13 protein-coding genes are annotated in these 14,705 nt (G+C 72.1%); 3 read left to right on the top strand and 10 right to left on the bottom strand.

Annotated elements, in window-relative coordinates; all coding sequences use genetic code 11:
* Positions 1–18: 18 nt before the first annotated feature.
* Positions 19–843, bottom strand: coding sequence for a tyrosinase family protein (locus ACHBTE_RS30680; protein ID WP_394728037.1), 825 nt, complete (start codon positions 841–843; stop codon positions 19–21).
* Positions 844–892: 49 nt separating this feature from the next.
* Positions 893–1,309 carry a tyrosinase cofactor gene (locus tag ACHBTE_RS30675; protein ID WP_394728035.1) on the bottom strand — a complete coding sequence of 139 codons (417 nt, stop codon included), beginning with the start codon at positions 1,307–1,309 and terminating at the stop codon, positions 893–895.
* A gap of 354 nt (positions 1,310–1,663) precedes the next feature.
* On the opposite strand from ACHBTE_RS30675, the gene ACHBTE_RS30670 reads away from it, so the two are divergent.
* The 3 genes from ACHBTE_RS30670 (at position 1,664) to ACHBTE_RS30660 (ending at position 4,524) form a co-directional block, all read left to right on the top strand.
* The gene (locus tag ACHBTE_RS30670) at positions 1,664–2,887 is read left to right on the top strand and encodes an FAD-dependent monooxygenase (protein WP_394728033.1); all 1,224 of its coding nucleotides are present in this window, start codon (positions 1,664–1,666) and stop codon (positions 2,885–2,887) included.
* Positions 2,888–2,944: 57 nt separating this feature from the next.
* On the top strand, positions 2,945–3,928 hold the full coding sequence (locus tag ACHBTE_RS30665) for an aldo/keto reductase (protein WP_394728031.1): 984 nt from the start codon (positions 2,945–2,947) through the stop codon (positions 3,926–3,928).
* Positions 3,929–4,029: 101 nt separating this feature from the next.
* Complete coding sequence (locus tag ACHBTE_RS30660) at positions 4,030–4,524, top strand: DUF6328 family protein (RefSeq protein ID WP_394728029.1); 495 nt, start codon at positions 4,030–4,032, stop codon at positions 4,522–4,524.
* A 36-nt stretch (positions 4,525–4,560) separates the two neighbouring features.
* On the opposite strand, the gene ACHBTE_RS30655 is transcribed toward ACHBTE_RS30660, so the two are convergent.
* The 8 genes from ACHBTE_RS30655 to ACHBTE_RS30620 form a co-directional block, all read right to left on the bottom strand.
* Complete coding sequence (locus tag ACHBTE_RS30655; RefSeq protein ID WP_394728027.1) at positions 4,561–5,604, bottom strand: hypothetical protein; 1,044 nt, start codon at positions 5,602–5,604, stop codon at positions 4,561–4,563.
* Between the two features lie 124 nt (positions 5,605–5,728).
* The gene (locus ACHBTE_RS30650) at positions 5,729–6,700 is read right to left on the bottom strand and encodes an LLM class F420-dependent oxidoreductase (RefSeq protein WP_394728025.1); all 972 of its coding nucleotides are present in this window, start codon (positions 6,698–6,700) and stop codon (positions 5,729–5,731) included.
* Positions 6,701–6,829: 129 nt separating this feature from the next.
* On the bottom strand, positions 6,830–8,434 hold the full coding sequence (locus ACHBTE_RS30645) for a serine/threonine protein kinase (protein WP_394728023.1): 1,605 nt from the start codon (positions 8,432–8,434) through the stop codon (positions 6,830–6,832).
* A gap of 156 nt (positions 8,435–8,590) precedes the next feature.
* The gene (locus tag ACHBTE_RS30640; protein WP_394728021.1) at positions 8,591–9,550 is read right to left on the bottom strand and encodes a threonine/serine dehydratase; all 960 of its coding nucleotides are present in this window, start codon (positions 9,548–9,550) and stop codon (positions 8,591–8,593) included.
* Between the two features lie 629 nt (positions 9,551–10,179).
* Complete coding sequence (locus tag ACHBTE_RS30635; protein WP_394728019.1) at positions 10,180–11,256, bottom strand: polyprenyl synthetase family protein; 1,077 nt, start codon at positions 11,254–11,256, stop codon at positions 10,180–10,182.
* Complete coding sequence (locus ACHBTE_RS30630; protein ID WP_394728017.1) at positions 11,253–12,350, bottom strand: tetratricopeptide repeat protein; 1,098 nt, start codon at positions 12,348–12,350, stop codon at positions 11,253–11,255. Before ACHBTE_RS30630 ends, ACHBTE_RS30635 begins: the two co-directional genes overlap by 4 nt.
* Before the next feature lie 184 nt (positions 12,351–12,534).
* On the bottom strand, positions 12,535–13,212 hold the full coding sequence (locus ACHBTE_RS30625; protein WP_394728015.1) for an AIM24 family protein: 678 nt from the start codon (positions 13,210–13,212) through the stop codon (positions 12,535–12,537).
* A 62-nt stretch (positions 13,213–13,274) separates the two neighbouring features.
* Positions 13,275–14,672, bottom strand: a complete 1,398-nt coding sequence (locus ACHBTE_RS30620; RefSeq protein WP_394728013.1) for a CAP domain-containing protein — start codon at positions 14,670–14,672, stop codon at positions 13,275–13,277.
* Between the last annotated feature and the right edge of the window lie 33 nt (positions 14,673–14,705).

Genomic DNA, 14,705 nt, shown 5'->3' with positions numbered 1-14,705 from the left:
ACACGCCGCCGGCGCGGATCAGGCCGCGTCGAAGGTGTAGTGCGAGGTGTGGTCCAGCATGTCGGCGGGACGGACGTCGTTCCACGGCTTCATCGTGGCGTTGAGGTCGATCACGTTCCGGGTCCCGGCGGTCGGGAGGTACCCGGAGTCGGGGTGTCGCTGCTGCCAGTCCGCCCACAGCTTGTCGATGTAGGCGTGGTGCAGCCAGAACACCGGGTCGTTGGGGGACGCGCCGGTCCCCATCTGGCCACCGACCCAGACATGGACCCGGTTGTGCAGATTGACCCCGCGCCAGCCCTCGAGATGATTGCGGAAGCCGTCCGACGCGCTGTTCCACGGCGGCATGTCATACGTCGGCATCGCGAGCACGGACTCCACCTCGGCCCTGGTCGGCAGCTCCCGTACGGCGGTGCCGAGCGAGCGGCGCAGAAACGTACGGCCGTCGACCCGCACATTGATCGGCCAGTTGCCGGCCGACGCCGCGAACGGCCCGTCCATCACCTGTCCGTCGCGGCTGCGCCCGGTGCCGCCGAGGAAGTCGGGGGCCCACAGCGAGGCCCGGACCGTGCGGTCGGCGGTCCAGTCCCAGTACGGCAGCGCGACCGAGGCGTCGACTTCCTGCAACGCGCGCTCGAACTCGAGCAGGAATCTGCGATGCCAGGGCAGGAAGGACGGGGAACGGTGGCCGGTGCGTTCGCCGTTGTCGGTGTCGCCGATGATGAAGGCGTTGTGGGTCGTGACGAATTCGTCGTAACGGCCGTTGCGCTTCAGCTCCAGCAGGGCGGCGACGAAGCGCCGCTTCTCATCGGCGGTGAGCAGGGCCTGGTTCTTGCGGACGGTCATGGTCGGTGGTGCTCCCAAGTACTGGTGCGGCAGGTCGGGCGGTGACGGGTCAGTTGGCGGGGAAGGGCAGGAGCGTCGCGCCCTGGAGCTCGTCCACGGCGGCGCGGGCGGCGGCGCGCGGGGTGGCCACCGGGTCGTAGTGGCTGATGACGCTGATCCAGGTGCCGTCGGCGTTGCGCATCACATGCAGCTCCACGTCGTCGACGAACACGCCGTAGCCGCCGCCGTGGTGCTGGTGCGCGTCACCGGAGGCCGGCCGGCCCTGTATCCGGCGGCCCTTGTAGACCTCGTCGAAGGAGGCGGGGGCGTGGTGGTCGTGCCCGGAGGCGGACGCGGCCGAGGCGGTCGAGGTGTTCTTCGTGCTCGTCGTGGTCGACGCGGTGGGGGCGACGACGGCCTGGACGCCGGCCGCGGTGGCGAGTGCGCACGCCGCGGTGAGCGCGCGGCGACGGGTGAGTTCCGGCATGCGGACCTCCTGGGTCGGTTGGTTCGGATGAGGACCCGGCATGACTATCGGGCTGGAGGACCGGTGAAGAAATCGCGGGGGATTGGTGGCGCGCGATCCGGACAAGTGGCCACATGTCATGCAGAGTTGAACCAAGATGATCTTGCCGACGCTGGGGTACGGCGCCACCCGGAACGGGAAATTCCTCCTCCGGGAGGCGGTATTCGGGGTGGTACTTCGCCCACGGTGGCGCCATCAGTGGTCTGCCTCACCCGCTGAAGCTGACGCGATCCGGAGTGTGTCGCGGCATGGCGCGCACACCCTGGTACGCTGCGAATCCGAAATGACCGATTTACATGTTTTCAAGGGGTATGTGTGAAGGTCGCCTGCGTCGGCGGCGGGCCCGCCGGTCTGTATCTCTCGATCCTGCTGAAGCTCCGGGACCCCTCCCATGAGGTCACCGTCCACGAGCGCAATCCGGAAGGCTCCACCTACGGCTGGGGCGTCACCTACTGGCACGGCCTGCTCGACCAACTGCGCTCACACGACCCCGAAACGGCCCGCGCCGTCGCCGAGAGCTCGGTCCGCTGGCGCGAAGGCGTGGCCCATGTACGGGACCTGACGACCCGTCGGCCCGGCGACGAGGGGCACGGCATCGGCCGTCACCGACTCCTGGAGATCCTCGCCGCCCGCGCCCGCTCGCTCGGCGTACGGCTGGAGTACGAGCACGAGATCACCCCGGCCGACCCACCCGACGCCGACCTGGTCGTGGCCGCCGACGGCGTCCACAGCGCCCTGCGCGCCCAGCACGCCGACCACTTCGGCACGCTGAGCACACAGGGCCGCAACCGCTACATCTGGCTCGGCACCAGCAAGGGCTTCGACGCCTTCACCTTCGCGTTCGTCGAGACCGACCACGGCTGGATCTGGTGCTACGGCTACGGCTTCGGCCCCGATGCCGGCACCGTCGTCGTCGAATGCGCCCCCGGCACCTGGACCGGCCTCGGCCTCGACACCGCGAGCGAGCCCGACGGCCTGGCCCTCCTGGAGAAGCTCTTCGCCGGCATCCTCGACGGCCACCCCCTCATCGGCCGCGCCGGCACCGGCGGCCGAGCCCAGTGGCTGAACTTCCGCACCCTCACCAACCGCACCTGGCACCGCGGCAACCTCGTCCTGCTCGGCGACGCCGCCCACACCACGCACTACTCCATCGGCGCCGGCACGACCCTCGCCCTGGAGGACGCCATCGCGCTGACCGGCGCCCTGCACGAGCACGCCGCTCTCCCGCAGGCCCTGGCCGCCTACGAACGGCGGCGCCGGCAGGCCCTGCTGTCCGCCCAGAGCGCGGCCCGCTACAGCGCCCAGTGGTACGAGCACCTGCCCCGCTACATCGACCTGCCCCCGCAGCAGATGTTCGCCCTGCTCGGCCAGCGCCACTCACCCCTGCTGCCCCATGTGCCGCCCCAGCTGTACTACCGGATCGACCGGGCCGCCGGGCAGCTGGAGACGCTGCGCCGCCTCAAGCGCTGGCTGGGTCCCAGGGTCGCGCGCACGGTGCACGCACGGACACTCGCCGCCCGGGACACCACCCCGTGCTGAGCACACCGGTCACGCGGCCGGGCCGGAGACCGGCCAGGCGAATGACACACTGACGCCATGGACGAGCGTGTGATGGGCAGGTCGGGCCTGCGGGCATCCGTCGTCGGTCTCGGGACCTGGCAACTGGGCGCCGACTGGGGAGACGTCGACGACAAGGAAGCCCTGGCGGTACTGGACGCGGCGGCCGAGTCGGGCGTCACCTTCTTCGACACCGCCGACGTGTACGGCGACGGCCGCAGCGAGCAGACCATCGCCACGTTCCTGCGCGCGAGGCCCGAACTGGACATCGTCGTGGCGACCAAGATGGGCCGCCGCATCGACCAGATCCCCGAGAACTACGTCCTCGACAACTTCCGCGCCTGGAACGACCGTTCCCGCCGCAACCTCGGCGTTGACCGTCTCGACCTGGTCCAGCTGCACTGCCCGCCGACGCCGGTCTACTCGAGCGACGAGGTGTTCGACGCCCTGGACACCCTGGTGGCCGAGGAGCGCATCGGCCGCTACGGCGTCAGCGTGGAGACCTGCGAGGAGGCCCTGACGGCGATCGCCCGCCCGGGCGTCGCGAGCGTGCAGATCATCCTCAACCCGTTCCGCAGGAAGCCCCTGCGCGAGGTGCTGCCCGCCGCCCGGGAAGCGGGCGTCGGCATCATCGCCCGCGTCCCGCTGGCCTCCGGTCTGCTGTCGGGCAAGTACACCAAGGACACCGTCTTCGCGGCCGACGACCACCGCTCCTACAACCGGCACGGCGAATCCTTCGACCAGGGGGAGACCTTCTCCGGCGTCGACTACGAGTCCGGCCTGGAGGCAGCCGCCGAGTTCGCCGGCCTCGCCCCCGAGGGCTGCACACCGGCCCAGCTGGCGCTGCGCTGGATCATCCAGCAGCCGGGGGTCACCACCGTGATCCCGGGCGCCCGCTCACCCGAGCAGGCCCGCGCCAACGCGGCAGCCGCCGCCCTGCCGGACCTGTCCGCCGAGACCCTCACCGCGATCAGGGACCTCTACGACCGGCGCATCGCGGACCAGGTGGAGAGCCGCTGGTAGCCGCCCGGAGTGCCGCCGCGCGCCCGGCGGGACACAATGCCCGCCGGGCGGGGTACTCGAAAGGCGGAGAACTCACGTTCGTGCTAGCTCGGGAGGACACGGTGACGGAGACCGAAGGCGGTGCCACCAGACGCAGGGGGCGCAACGAGACCGAGGAGGAGAGAGCCGACCGCATGTGGGGCGAGCTCCTCCAGGAGGTCCGTGTGGCGCAGATGGGCGTGCAGATCCTCTTCGGATTTCTGCTCACCGTCGTGTTCACCTCGAAGTACGACGACCTGGAATCCACGGACCAGACCATCTACATCGTGACCGTCGTCCTCGGCGCCGCCGCCACCGGCGCCCTCATCGGACCGGTCTCCCTGCACCGGCTGGTGTCCGGGCGGCGCATCAAACCCAAAGCGGTGGAGTGGGCGTCCCGGCTGACCCTGCTCGGCCTCGTCCTGCTCCTCGTCACGATGGCGGCCTCGCTGCTGCTGATCCTGCGGGTCGCCACCCACGACGGCTATGTGCCCTGGCTGGTCACCGGCATGGTCGTCTGGTACGTCGTGTGCTGGTTCGTGCTACCGCTGTGGACGCGCCGCCGCTACACCGAGTGAGCGGCGGCGCGTCCACAGTCGTCGGCACGAGACCGGCTACCCGGCCGGCGTCGAGCCGCCCCGGGCCCCGCGCAGGGCCTCGATGCACGTGGCGATGGCATGCTGGAGATCCTCCAGCTGCTGCACCATGTCGTCCTCGACGAACTCCTGCACGTCGTCGAAGGTCAGCTCGTCGAAGACCTTCGTCGCGCGTTGAAGACTGTTGTAGAACTTCGTCCGCCGCTCCTGCACCCGCAGCTCGGGGTCGGCCTCCACGGCCTCGACGACCAGGGACTTCATGGCGCCGTATGCCTCGGTGGCCCACTCGCCGGGGTCCTCGTCGCCCTCCAGCTCGTCGATCAGCGACAGGTGCCGCTCGGCCTCCTGACGCAGATCCACGGGTGCGTCCACGGTCTGCCCCGCCGGGGTCTTGATCTGGCCGGACTCGGCGATCTGACGGACGTAGTCGATCCGGTCGGCCGCGCGGTTCTCGCCCGCGACGGCCTTCTTCAGCTCCTCGGTGCGCACCACGTCACGCGCCAACTCCGCCTGGAGGTCCAGGTCTTCACGCACCCGGTCCAGCAGAGCCTGGCGGGCCGCGCGGGCCGTCGACGGGTCGGCGAGGATCGCGGCACGCAGCGCGGTGGGGTTCTCGGCGACCTCCAGGGCCTTCGTCGGGCGGATGCCCTCGGCCTCGGCGGCCTCGACGATGGCGGTGCCGCGCTCGGAGGTGGCGCTGTTGCGGGAGACGTAGTAGCCGAGCCACACCTCGGCGTCCGGCAGCTCCACCTCCTGGCCCGGCACGAGGGCCTCGAAATGAGGGACGAGACCGTCGTCGGCGGCCCGGTCCCACGCCTTGTAGAAGCGCATGACCCGCTCCGGGGAGCACCCGGCGAGCGCGGCGAACTCCTTCGCGGACACCTTGGGTGTCTCCTCCGCGCCCTGACCGCCGGGACGTACGCTGCGCGCCACCATCAGCCCGAAGGCCCAGCCTCCGGTCCGCGCGTAGACGCCGAACTCGCGTGCGTCACGCGCGATGAGATCGGACAGCGGTGCGGGGGAAGCGGGGGACGTCTCGGGCGGGAGGAACGCCAGGGTCACGGATGACTCTCCTGTACGGGGTACGGGCTGCCGGCAGGCAGAAGTGCAGACCGGCAGCTTATGGCACCCGAGGCAGGCCATCGCGCGCGTTCTGCGCGGATCCCTGCACGGCGGCGCGCGTACGTCAGCCGAGGGCGCTGCGCAGCGCGGGCAGCAGCGTCTTCTCCGACCAGTCGAGATAGGCCGGCTGCGAATCGCCGCCGATCTGCACCAGGGCGATCTCGGTGAAGCCCGCTTCGGCGTACGGGCGCACGGCCTCGACGAAGGTGTCCGGGTCGTCACCGCAGGCGATCGCCTCGGCGACGTCGTCCTGGGTGACGAACCGGGTCGCCGCCTCGAAGGAATCGGGGTGCGGCAGCTCGGAGTTCACCTTCCAGCCGCTGGCGAACCAGCGGAACTGCGCGTGGGCGCGCTCGATCGCGGTGTCCCGGTCGGGGTCGTAGCAGATCGGCAGCTGCCCCACGCGCGGCTTGCCCCGCCCGCCGTGCCGGTCGAACGCCTCCAGCAGATCCGCCCCGGGCTCCGTGGCGATCACCAGGTCGCCGAGCCGGCCCGCGAGCTCGCAGGACTGCTCACCGGACACGGCGATGCCGATGGGCGGCGGCTGGTCCGGAAGGTCCCACAGCCGTGCCGACTCCACGTCGAAGTGGGTGCCGCGATGGTTCACATGGCCGCCCTCGAAGAGCGCCCGGATGATCTCGACCGCCTCCTCGAGCATCTCGTGCCGCACATCCACGGCCGGCCAACCACCGCCCACGACATGCTCGTTGAGGTTCTCGCCCGAGCCGAGCCCCAGCCGGAACCGGCCCTCGGACAGCAACTGCATCGTGGCCGCCTTCTGCGCCACCACCGCCGGGTGATAGCGGACCGTAGGACACGTCACGTAGGTCATCAGCGGAATCCGCGAGGTGGCCTGGGCGGCGGCGCCGAGCACACTCCATGCGTACGGGGAGTGACCTTGCGAACGCAGCCACGGAAAGTAGTGGTCCGAGGTCACGGAGAAGTCGAATCCCGCCTCCTCGGCGCGGACCACATGGTCCACCAGCTCACGGGGGCCGGCCTGCTCGGTCATCATCGTGTATCCGATCTGCACCATGCGCCCCGAGTCCCCGGACCCGGGTCACCGAAAACGGGACGGAGGGGACAGGCTCACGGCGCGTCGGCGCACCGACCCGCTGCGGGACCGTCCCTGTGGGTGATGCGCGCGCCCCGCGCCGCCGTCCGGTCAGTCCTCGGGCACCCGGAAGGTGCGCAGAACGACATCCAGGGCCTCACGGTTGGCGGGGTCGTCCCAGTCGCCCTCGGGAGTCGTCCAGCGCAGCGAGTAGCCGCGGGGCTCGGCGACGACGAATCCGCGGCCCAGGGTGCGGACCTGGGTGCCGTCGTCCTCGGAGAGCCATTGCATGTCGGCGGCCTCGAACCCCTGGTACGTCGTCGCCTCGATGTCGCCGATCCGCCGGAACCCGTCCTGTCGCTCCAGATCGGGCTGGACGTCCTCGCGCCAGACGGTGACCGGATCCGGGCGGACGCGTTCGCTGTAGGTGACGGCCAGTCTGCGTGGATCGCCGTCGGCGCCGAAGGTCACGCGGTAGGCCAGGTCCGCGGCGCGCTGGGTGGCCTGCGCCTCCCAGCCGACGGGCAGCGCCACGGAGAAGCCCTCCGGTGACTTGTACGTCCGGTAGCCGGGAGGCAGGGCGCCGCCCGACGGCGACGCGGGGGGCGTCCCCGTCTCCGACCCCTCCGACCCTTCCCCGGTGGGGGAGGAGCCGGGAGCGGGAGCGGTGGAGGGGCTGGTGGGCGTCCCGGCCGAGGTGGCGGGGGCGGGCGCGGTGTCCTTGGCCGACGACGCGGAGTCGTCCGACTGCCCGCTGGTCACCACGAGGACGGCGGCGGCGACGGTGACGACGGCCAGCGCGGTGCCGACGACCATCGCGCGTCTGCTCCAGCCCGGCCCCACGGCGTACCGGTCGCGCACCCGGGGGCGGGGCGCCGGCTGAAGGGACGCCTCGGGGTCCTCGTTCAGGACGCGCAGGAACGCCTCGCGCACCACCGGCCTGCTCAGCCGCTCCCGGGAGTCCTTGCGCAGCAGCCCCTGCACGGCCTGGGTGAGCGGCCCGGCCCGCACCGGGGCGCGCAACGGAAGCCGGTCCACGCCCTTCAACGTGGTCTCGGGCCGGTCCCGTTCGCGGTACGGCGGGCGGCCCTCCACCATCGTGTACACGATCGCACCGAGCGCCCACAGGTCGGACGCGGGCCCGATGCGCTCGTCGCGGGCCTGCTCCGGAGCGGCGTACGACGGCGCCGCGACCCGGGGTGCGAGGGTCGCGCCGGCCATCCCGAAGCCGGTGACCACGACCGAACCCTCGCCGCCCACGAACACCTGGCCGGGGCTCAGCTCGCCGTGCGTGATGCCCGCAACGTGCGCCGCCTCCAGCACGTCGAGCAGTTCGAGACCGATGCGGGCGGCCCGCACATAGTTCAACGTGCCCTGTTTCTCGAGGAGTTCGCCGAGCGGCGTGCCCTCGACCCACTCGGTCACGATCCACAGGTTCCCGGACTCCTCGACCGCGTCCAGGACGGCGGCGACGCGGCCCGGACGCAAGAGTCCCATCCGTTCGGACGTGCGCAGGACCCGTGAGGTCGCCCGGCGCCTGTCGTCCGGGCCCATGTCGTCGGGCAGACCGATCTGTGTGAGAAGGCACGGACGGTCTGTTTCCGTGTCCTCGCCGGAGTAACTGACGCGATTCGTCTCACGATGGACGACATCGACGAGCCGGTACCTTCCGGCGACCGACTCGGCAGTGGAGACACGCGCCTTGACCATGGTCATCCCTCGCTGAACCCCTGATTCTCATTTCCCACAGGAAGTACGAGAGACGTGACGGGAAGCGTTCAACGAAATCCTCGACCAGAGCCGCTTCTTTTCATTTCTTTCTGACGCGTCAGTAAGCTGACGAAAATTTAAGGGAATTGAACAGAACTCGTTTCAGTCCAGATCGAAATCCGCCGCCCAGCGCAGTACGTCCGCGATCGTGGCGTTGCCCCCGCACACGACCAGTCCGAGCCGGGCGCCGTCCCCGACCCGCTCCAGCACCCGCCGGGCCGCGGGCAGCAGACAGCCGGCGGCCGGCTCGGCCCACAGCTTGGCGTGCTCGGCGAGGTCGAGCACGCCCCGCACCGCCTCCCGGTCCGGGACCACGAGCACCTCGTCGACCAGGGCGGACACATGGTCGTACGTCAACTGCGAGACGGCCGGGGCGCTGAGCGTGGACACGATCGACGACAGCGCCACCGGCACCGGCCCGCCCGCCGCGAGCGCCTCGGACATGGCCTCGGCTCCCTCGGTCTCCACGCCCCAGATCCGTACGTCCGGACGGCGGGCCCGCAGCGCCGCCGCGACGCCCGCGATCAGGCCGCCGCCCCCGATGCTGACGAGCACGTCCGTGAGGTCACCGGCGTCGTCGGCCAGCTCCAGCCCGACGGTGCCCTGGCCGGCGATCACCAACGGGTCGTCGAAGGGATGCACGAGCGTCAGGCCCTCGTCCCGCAGCGTGGTGACGAGCGAGAACGCCCCGTCCATGTCGTCCGTCAGGCGCACGTTCGCCCCCGCGTCCCGGGCGATCTCGACCGCGCGGGCCGGCGCCGAACGCGGCATCACCACGGTGGCCTTCACGTCCAGGACCGCGGCCGTCATCGCCAGCGCGATCCCGTGGTTGCCGCCGCTGACCGCCACCACCCCGGCGGCCCGCTGGGCGTCGTCGAGCGAGAGCAGCTTCGCCGTGGCGCCGCGGGCCTTGAACGAACCGGTGCGCTGGAGGAGTTCGAGCTTCGCGGTGACCGGCACACCGAGCAGGGCGGACAGCCCGGGGCTGGGGACGGTCGGGGTGTGCACGACGTGTCCGGTGATGAGGCCGGCAGCGGCTTCGACGTCCGAGATCCCGATCAAGGCACTCACCTCTCCGGCACGGGACGGTGATCCGCGCCGCTTCGCACCCTGACGCGGGACGGGCCGCAGGTCAACCCGGCTCCGCCGTAGATCCGGACCGGCGCCGGCCGACCTGCGCGCCGCGGAGACGTCGAGCCGGGTCGGCAGCCGCGCGGCAGCGGTGCCTTGCGCACGGACGGCCCCAAGACACGTCGGCTTCGAGACGTGTCGGCCTTGCGCGGCAGCGGCCTTGCGGCGGCGCGCGCCGAGCCAGGTCGGTCCCGGGCGACGTCGGCCCGGCGGCGGGCGGCCCGGCTCATGCCTTGTGGCCTTGTGGCCTTGTGGCCTCGTGTCGGTCGGGTGCAGTGCTGCGTCGGCTGTGGTCGGGCCGGTCTGGTGCGCGCGGCCTCGCGCCCTCGCGACGGGTCGGACCTGCGCTGCTCCGGCCCGGCGTCGCTCCGGCCCGGCGTCGCTCCGGCCCGGCGTCGCACCGGCCCGGCATCGCGCCGGCCCTGCCTCACAGGTCAGGCGTCGCCTCGGGCTCGCGCCCAGCCGCCGATGGTCGGCGGCGCCGCCCGGCGCCGTGGCGGCCTCGGCCCCCGCCGACACGGCACCGCCACCTCATCGCCGTACGGCCTCGGACCCCCCGCTCACAGATCCCGCCGCACGAGAAAGTCCAGCAGCGACCGCAGTTCCGTGACCGCGCCCGGCGTCAGCGGTACGGCGCTGAGGGCCGTGTCGGCGGCTCGTATGTGGCGCCGTGCCGCGGCCAGGCCGGCCGCACGGCCACCCGATTCCTCGATCAGCGTGGCTGCGGTGCCGGGGTCGGTGGCCGACTCCAGCAGAGCGGGCAGCCGGCCGTCGGCGGGGGAGTCGAGCGCGGCCAGCACCGGGAAGGTCTTCTTCCGTTCCCGCAGATCGCCGTGCACGGGTTTGCCGGTGACGGCCGGGTCGCCCCAGATGCCCAGCAGATCGTCGACCACCTGGAAGGCGATGCCCAGATGGCGCCCCGCGCGGTCGAGGGCCGAGATCGTGGCGGGCGGTGCGCCGCCGAGCAGAGCGCCCAGCGCCGCCGCACAGCCCAGCAGGGCGCCCGTCTTGTGCTCGGCCATCCGCCGGTACTCCGCCGGCCGCACCCGCTCCGGGCCTGTCCACGGCCGCGTGGTGAACAGCAGGTCGTCCGCCTGCCCGCGCACCAGGTCCTGCAACGCCCCGGACAGCAGCCGCACCGCCTGCGGCCCGCCCGGGGCAACGGCGAGCGTCTCGACGGCGAGCGCGAACAACGCGTCCCCGGCGAGGACGGCGGGTCCCGTGCCGTACGCCTTCCACACGGTGGGGCGCCGCCGCCGGGCCGTGTCGCCGTCCATGATGTCGTCGTGCAGCAGGGAGAAGGCGTGCACCAGTTCCACCGCGACCGCGCCGGGCACCGCGGTCCGCCCGGGCGCACCGGCCGCCTCCGCCCCGAGCACGGCCAGCGCCTGCCGCACCCCCTTCCCGCCGGAGCCGTCGGCCGGTGTGCCACCCACCTCGCACCAGCCGAAGGAGTACGCGGCCATCTCGCCGACCCACGGATGCGTGCGCCCCACCGCCTCCCGCAGCGCGGGCCGTACCAAGGCACGGCAGCGGTCGAGGACTTGGCGGGCGTCGACGTCCGACGGGGTGCCCACCGGTGCGGCGGCGTCGTGGGCGTCGCGGGATTCCCGAACCGCCGAGGGGAGGGCCGTCACCGTACGCCCACCGCCTCGACGCCCGCGACGAGATGGTCCGCCGCTGCCTCTCCCCGCTCAGCGGACGCCCCGGCCAGGCCGAACTCGTCCTGCGCCCGCGCCACCATCTCCCGCGCGTGCCGCAGCCCGATCTGCTCCAACACCCCGGCCAGTTCGGCCAGTTCGGCGGCGGTCTCGGCACGGTCGCGCCCCAGCCGCGCGCGGGACTTGGCCAGCCCCAGCCGGGACAGCGCCTCCCCGCGCGGCTCGCTCATGTCGCGGAACTCCGAGAGGGCCAGCTCGTACAGCTCCCGGGCCTCGGCGTAACGCCCGGCGCGGTAGCAGACGTTGCCGCGCATCTTGTGGTTGTAGGCCAGCGCACTCGACAGCTTCATCGCGCGGCAGCTGGCCTCCGCCTCGGAGAGCAGCTCCAGCGCCCGCTCCACGTCACCGTCGCGCACGGACACGATGTCGGCGAGTCCGCGCAGCGCCCAGGCGTGACCACGCCGGTCCTCGGCCCGCGCTGCGATCTCGGCGGCCTCCTCGAACAGGGCGTACGCCGTGTCGTAGGACCCGGTGTTGCGATGAATCTGGGCGATGCCCTCCAGCGCCCACACCGTGTGCCGGGCCTCGCCGCGCCGCCGGGCCTCGGCCAGCAACTGCTCGTGCAGTCGTCGGACGGCCTCGTAGTCGCCCTGGATCCGACCGGTCTCGGCGAGACCGGCGAGCGAGTAGCCGCGTACGACGATGTCGCCGCCGTGCTCGCCGAGGTCGGCCGCGAGCTGGAGGAGCCGCCGGGCCAGCGGGAAGGAACCCCGCTGCCGGGCCAGGGTGCCGCCGCTCCACAGCGCCCAGGCCATCGCCGCGGTGTCGCCGGCCTGCCGGGCGGCGCGGTAGCTCGCCTTCCAGGCCCGGTCCGCGTCCCTCACCTGCCCCAGCCGGCGGTGCGCCTCGGCGACCGCGAGGCCCGATCGCGCCGCCTCACCGTGCTGCCCGGCCCGCTCGGCGGCCCGCAACTGCTCGGTGCCGGCGGCCAGTACGTCGGTGAGCGACGAGTTGACGGACAGTGTGGTCAGGGCGCCCTGGTATTCGGGGGCGAAAGCCTTGCCGTACATCGATCCCTCTCGGTTCCTGTACGCACGATGTATGAGCTGTGTGTATACGCTCTGTGTATACGCCGTGTGTATAGAGCGTCGAAAACCCGCCCTGGCCAAGGGGCCAGGGCGTCACCTGTTGTCGATCAAGACGCGGACACGAGAGGCAGGGTTGCCCGTGAGGCGCAGATCACCTCACGAACGGTCAGTGCTGCTGCGGTTTCTGCGGCGTCGCCTCACTCGGTCGTACGACGACATGGCCCTGCCCTTGGAGCATCAGCTGGACGGCCTCACCCGAGCCGCCGCGCAGCATCGAACCGAGCGACTGCGAGCGGTGCAGCGAGGTCTGGAGCCCGGCCGTCCAGCCGACCACGGCGTCCGTGTCGACGTACACCGGGAACTCCGGCGAGACCGGGATCACGAGCGGACTGCCGTCGCACACCAGCCCCAGTCGGCCGTGCCCGCTGAAGACGCTGTTGAACAGGCCCCCACCGGTGATGCCCGCCCCCTTGACCGTCGCTATCCGGTACGTCAACGTCGCGTCGAAACACAGGACGTTGCGGCCGTTGACCGTGAACTCGTCGCCGGGGTCGACGTCGACGATGAAACAGCTCTGCGCCTCGTGCGCGAACCAGGCCTCGCCCTGCCCGCGCACCGCCATCAGCGGCAGGCCCTCGCCGGTCATGGCCCGCTTGAGCATGCCGCCCACGCCTTGGCCCTTGCGTTCGAAGTGGAGGTTGCCGCGGTAGGCGACCATCGCGCCCTGCCGGGCGTGCATCTCGCCGTTCACCACGTACTTGATGCATTTGGCGTTCTCCATGGACATGCCCGGCGCGGTGGCGGGCTGGACCATGTGCTCACTGGAAAAGAGGTCACCCTTCATGCGGGCATCCTGTCCCGGACGGCCTCGTTCCGACCAGATCCGGTCCGCCCGCGTTTCGGCCGTCATGCGCCGAAGAGCTGTGTCCAGTACGTGCCGGCCGGGCCGCCGCCCGCGAAGCCGATGCCTATGTGGGTGAAGTCCCGCTTGAGGATGTTGGCGCGATGCCCCGGGCTGTTCATCCAGCCCTCCACCACCTCGGCGGGGGAGCGCTGACCGCACGCGATGTTCTCGCCGATCGAGCGCATGCCCGAGCCCGCGGCGGCGGCCCGGTCCCAGGGCTGTGTTCCCTCGGGCGAGGTGTGGGAGTAGAAGGCGCGGGCCGCCATGTCGGCGCTGTAGGTCTGCGCCGCATTGCCCAGCGCGGCATCGACGGCCAGCGGGCGCAACCCCGCGCCGGCCCGCTCGCGGTTGGTCAGCTCGACGACCTCGGTGGCGGTGCGGGCCAGGTCGCCCGGCGTCAGCGGCCTGGCCCACAGCGCCGTCCAGTAGATGTCGCCCGAGCACTCACCCGTGGCACGGGCCAGGGCGGCGTGGGTGAAGCCCGGGTCGTGCAGTGTGCGGCGCGGCTGCGGGGTGCGCAGGCAGTACGCGATGAACTCGGCGGGTGTGCGGGGGCCGGAGACCAGATGCTCGCCGACCGTGACGTACGCGTACCCGGTGGCCGTGATCCGCTGGTACACGGACACGCCGTCGGGCCCCTCGACGCCGAGCCGCCCCGCCGCGGCCAGCGCGCAGGCGTGTGCCTGCGCTGCCGAGGCGAGGCGCGGGTCGAGCGTCACCGCGGGTGAACCGGCCGTGGCACGGGCGGGGTTGACCAGATCGAGGAAGCCGTCGGAGTCGGGCGAGGGCAAGCCAGGGGCGGTGACGGCGGCTCGTGTGTGCATCGTGGGCCGGGCCGCCGGCGGGGCGGCGGCGACCGGCGCGGACCCGGCGAACGGTGTCGGAGGAACCGGGGGCGAGGGCGTCGGGACCGACGTGGCGTCCTCGATCACGTCCACGCCGAAGTCACGCGCGATACCCGCCAGCCCGTCGGCGTACCCCTGCCCCAGAGCCCGCAGCTTCCAGCCGGCGCCCCGCCGGTAGATCTCCGCGAGCAGCAGCACGGTCTCCTGCCGTGGACGCGGCGGGGTGAACCGGGCGATCGTGCCCCCGCCCCGGCCGCTGACCTGGAGCGTCGGGGCGGGCAGTCGTCCCAGCCGAGTGCCGGGGTCGGCCGGGCTGACCATCACCGTGACCCGGGTGGCACCCTGGCGCAGTCGCGCCGGGTCGACGGTCATGCCGTCGCCGTGGAGGCGGGCGCCCGGGGCGGACGGCTGGTTGTAGAAGACGAAGTCGGCATCCCCCAGGACCTTGCCGCTGTCGTCGGTGACGAGCGCGGACACGTCGAAGGGGCCGGGGACCCGGACGGTCACGCTGCCGCCCGGGAGGGGCACATTGCCCCCGGGAACCAACTCGCTCATCGCGCCGTCCTGGTGGGTGGTTCGAGATCCGGT

This window comes from Streptomyces sp. M41 (genome assembly GCF_043673425.1).
Lineage (GTDB): Bacteria > Actinomycetota > Actinomycetes > Streptomycetales > Streptomycetaceae > Streptomyces.
The sequence above is the reverse complement of the archived record's forward strand: the minus strand, read 5'-3'. Positions and strand labels throughout refer to the sequence as shown.

Coding starts and splice junctions, on each gene's coding strand:
- ACHBTE_RS30680 (WP_394728037.1), bottom strand. CDS start 843: ATGACCGTCCGCAAGAACCAGGCCCTGCTCACCGCCGATGAGAAGCGG.
- ACHBTE_RS30675 (WP_394728035.1), bottom strand. CDS start 1,309: ATGCCGGAACTCACCCGTCGCCGCGCGCTCACCGCGGCGTGCGCACTC.
- ACHBTE_RS30665 (WP_394728031.1), top strand. CDS start 2,945: ATGGACGAGCGTGTGATGGGCAGGTCGGGCCTGCGGGCATCCGTCGTC.
- ACHBTE_RS30650 (WP_394728025.1), bottom strand. CDS start 6,700: ATGGTGCAGATCGGATACACGATGATGACCGAGCAGGCCGGCCCCCGT.
- ACHBTE_RS30645 (WP_394728023.1), bottom strand. CDS start 8,434: ATGACCATGGTCAAGGCGCGTGTCTCCACTGCCGAGTCGGTCGCCGGA.
- ACHBTE_RS30630 (WP_394728017.1), bottom strand. CDS start 12,350: ATGTACGGCAAGGCTTTCGCCCCCGAATACCAGGGCGCCCTGACCACA.
- ACHBTE_RS30625 (WP_394728015.1), bottom strand. CDS start 13,212: ATGAAGGGTGACCTCTTTTCCAGTGAGCACATGGTCCAGCCCGCCACC.
- ACHBTE_RS30620 (WP_394728013.1), bottom strand. CDS start 14,672: ATGAGCGAGTTGGTTCCCGGGGGCAATGTGCCCCTCCCGGGCGGCAGC.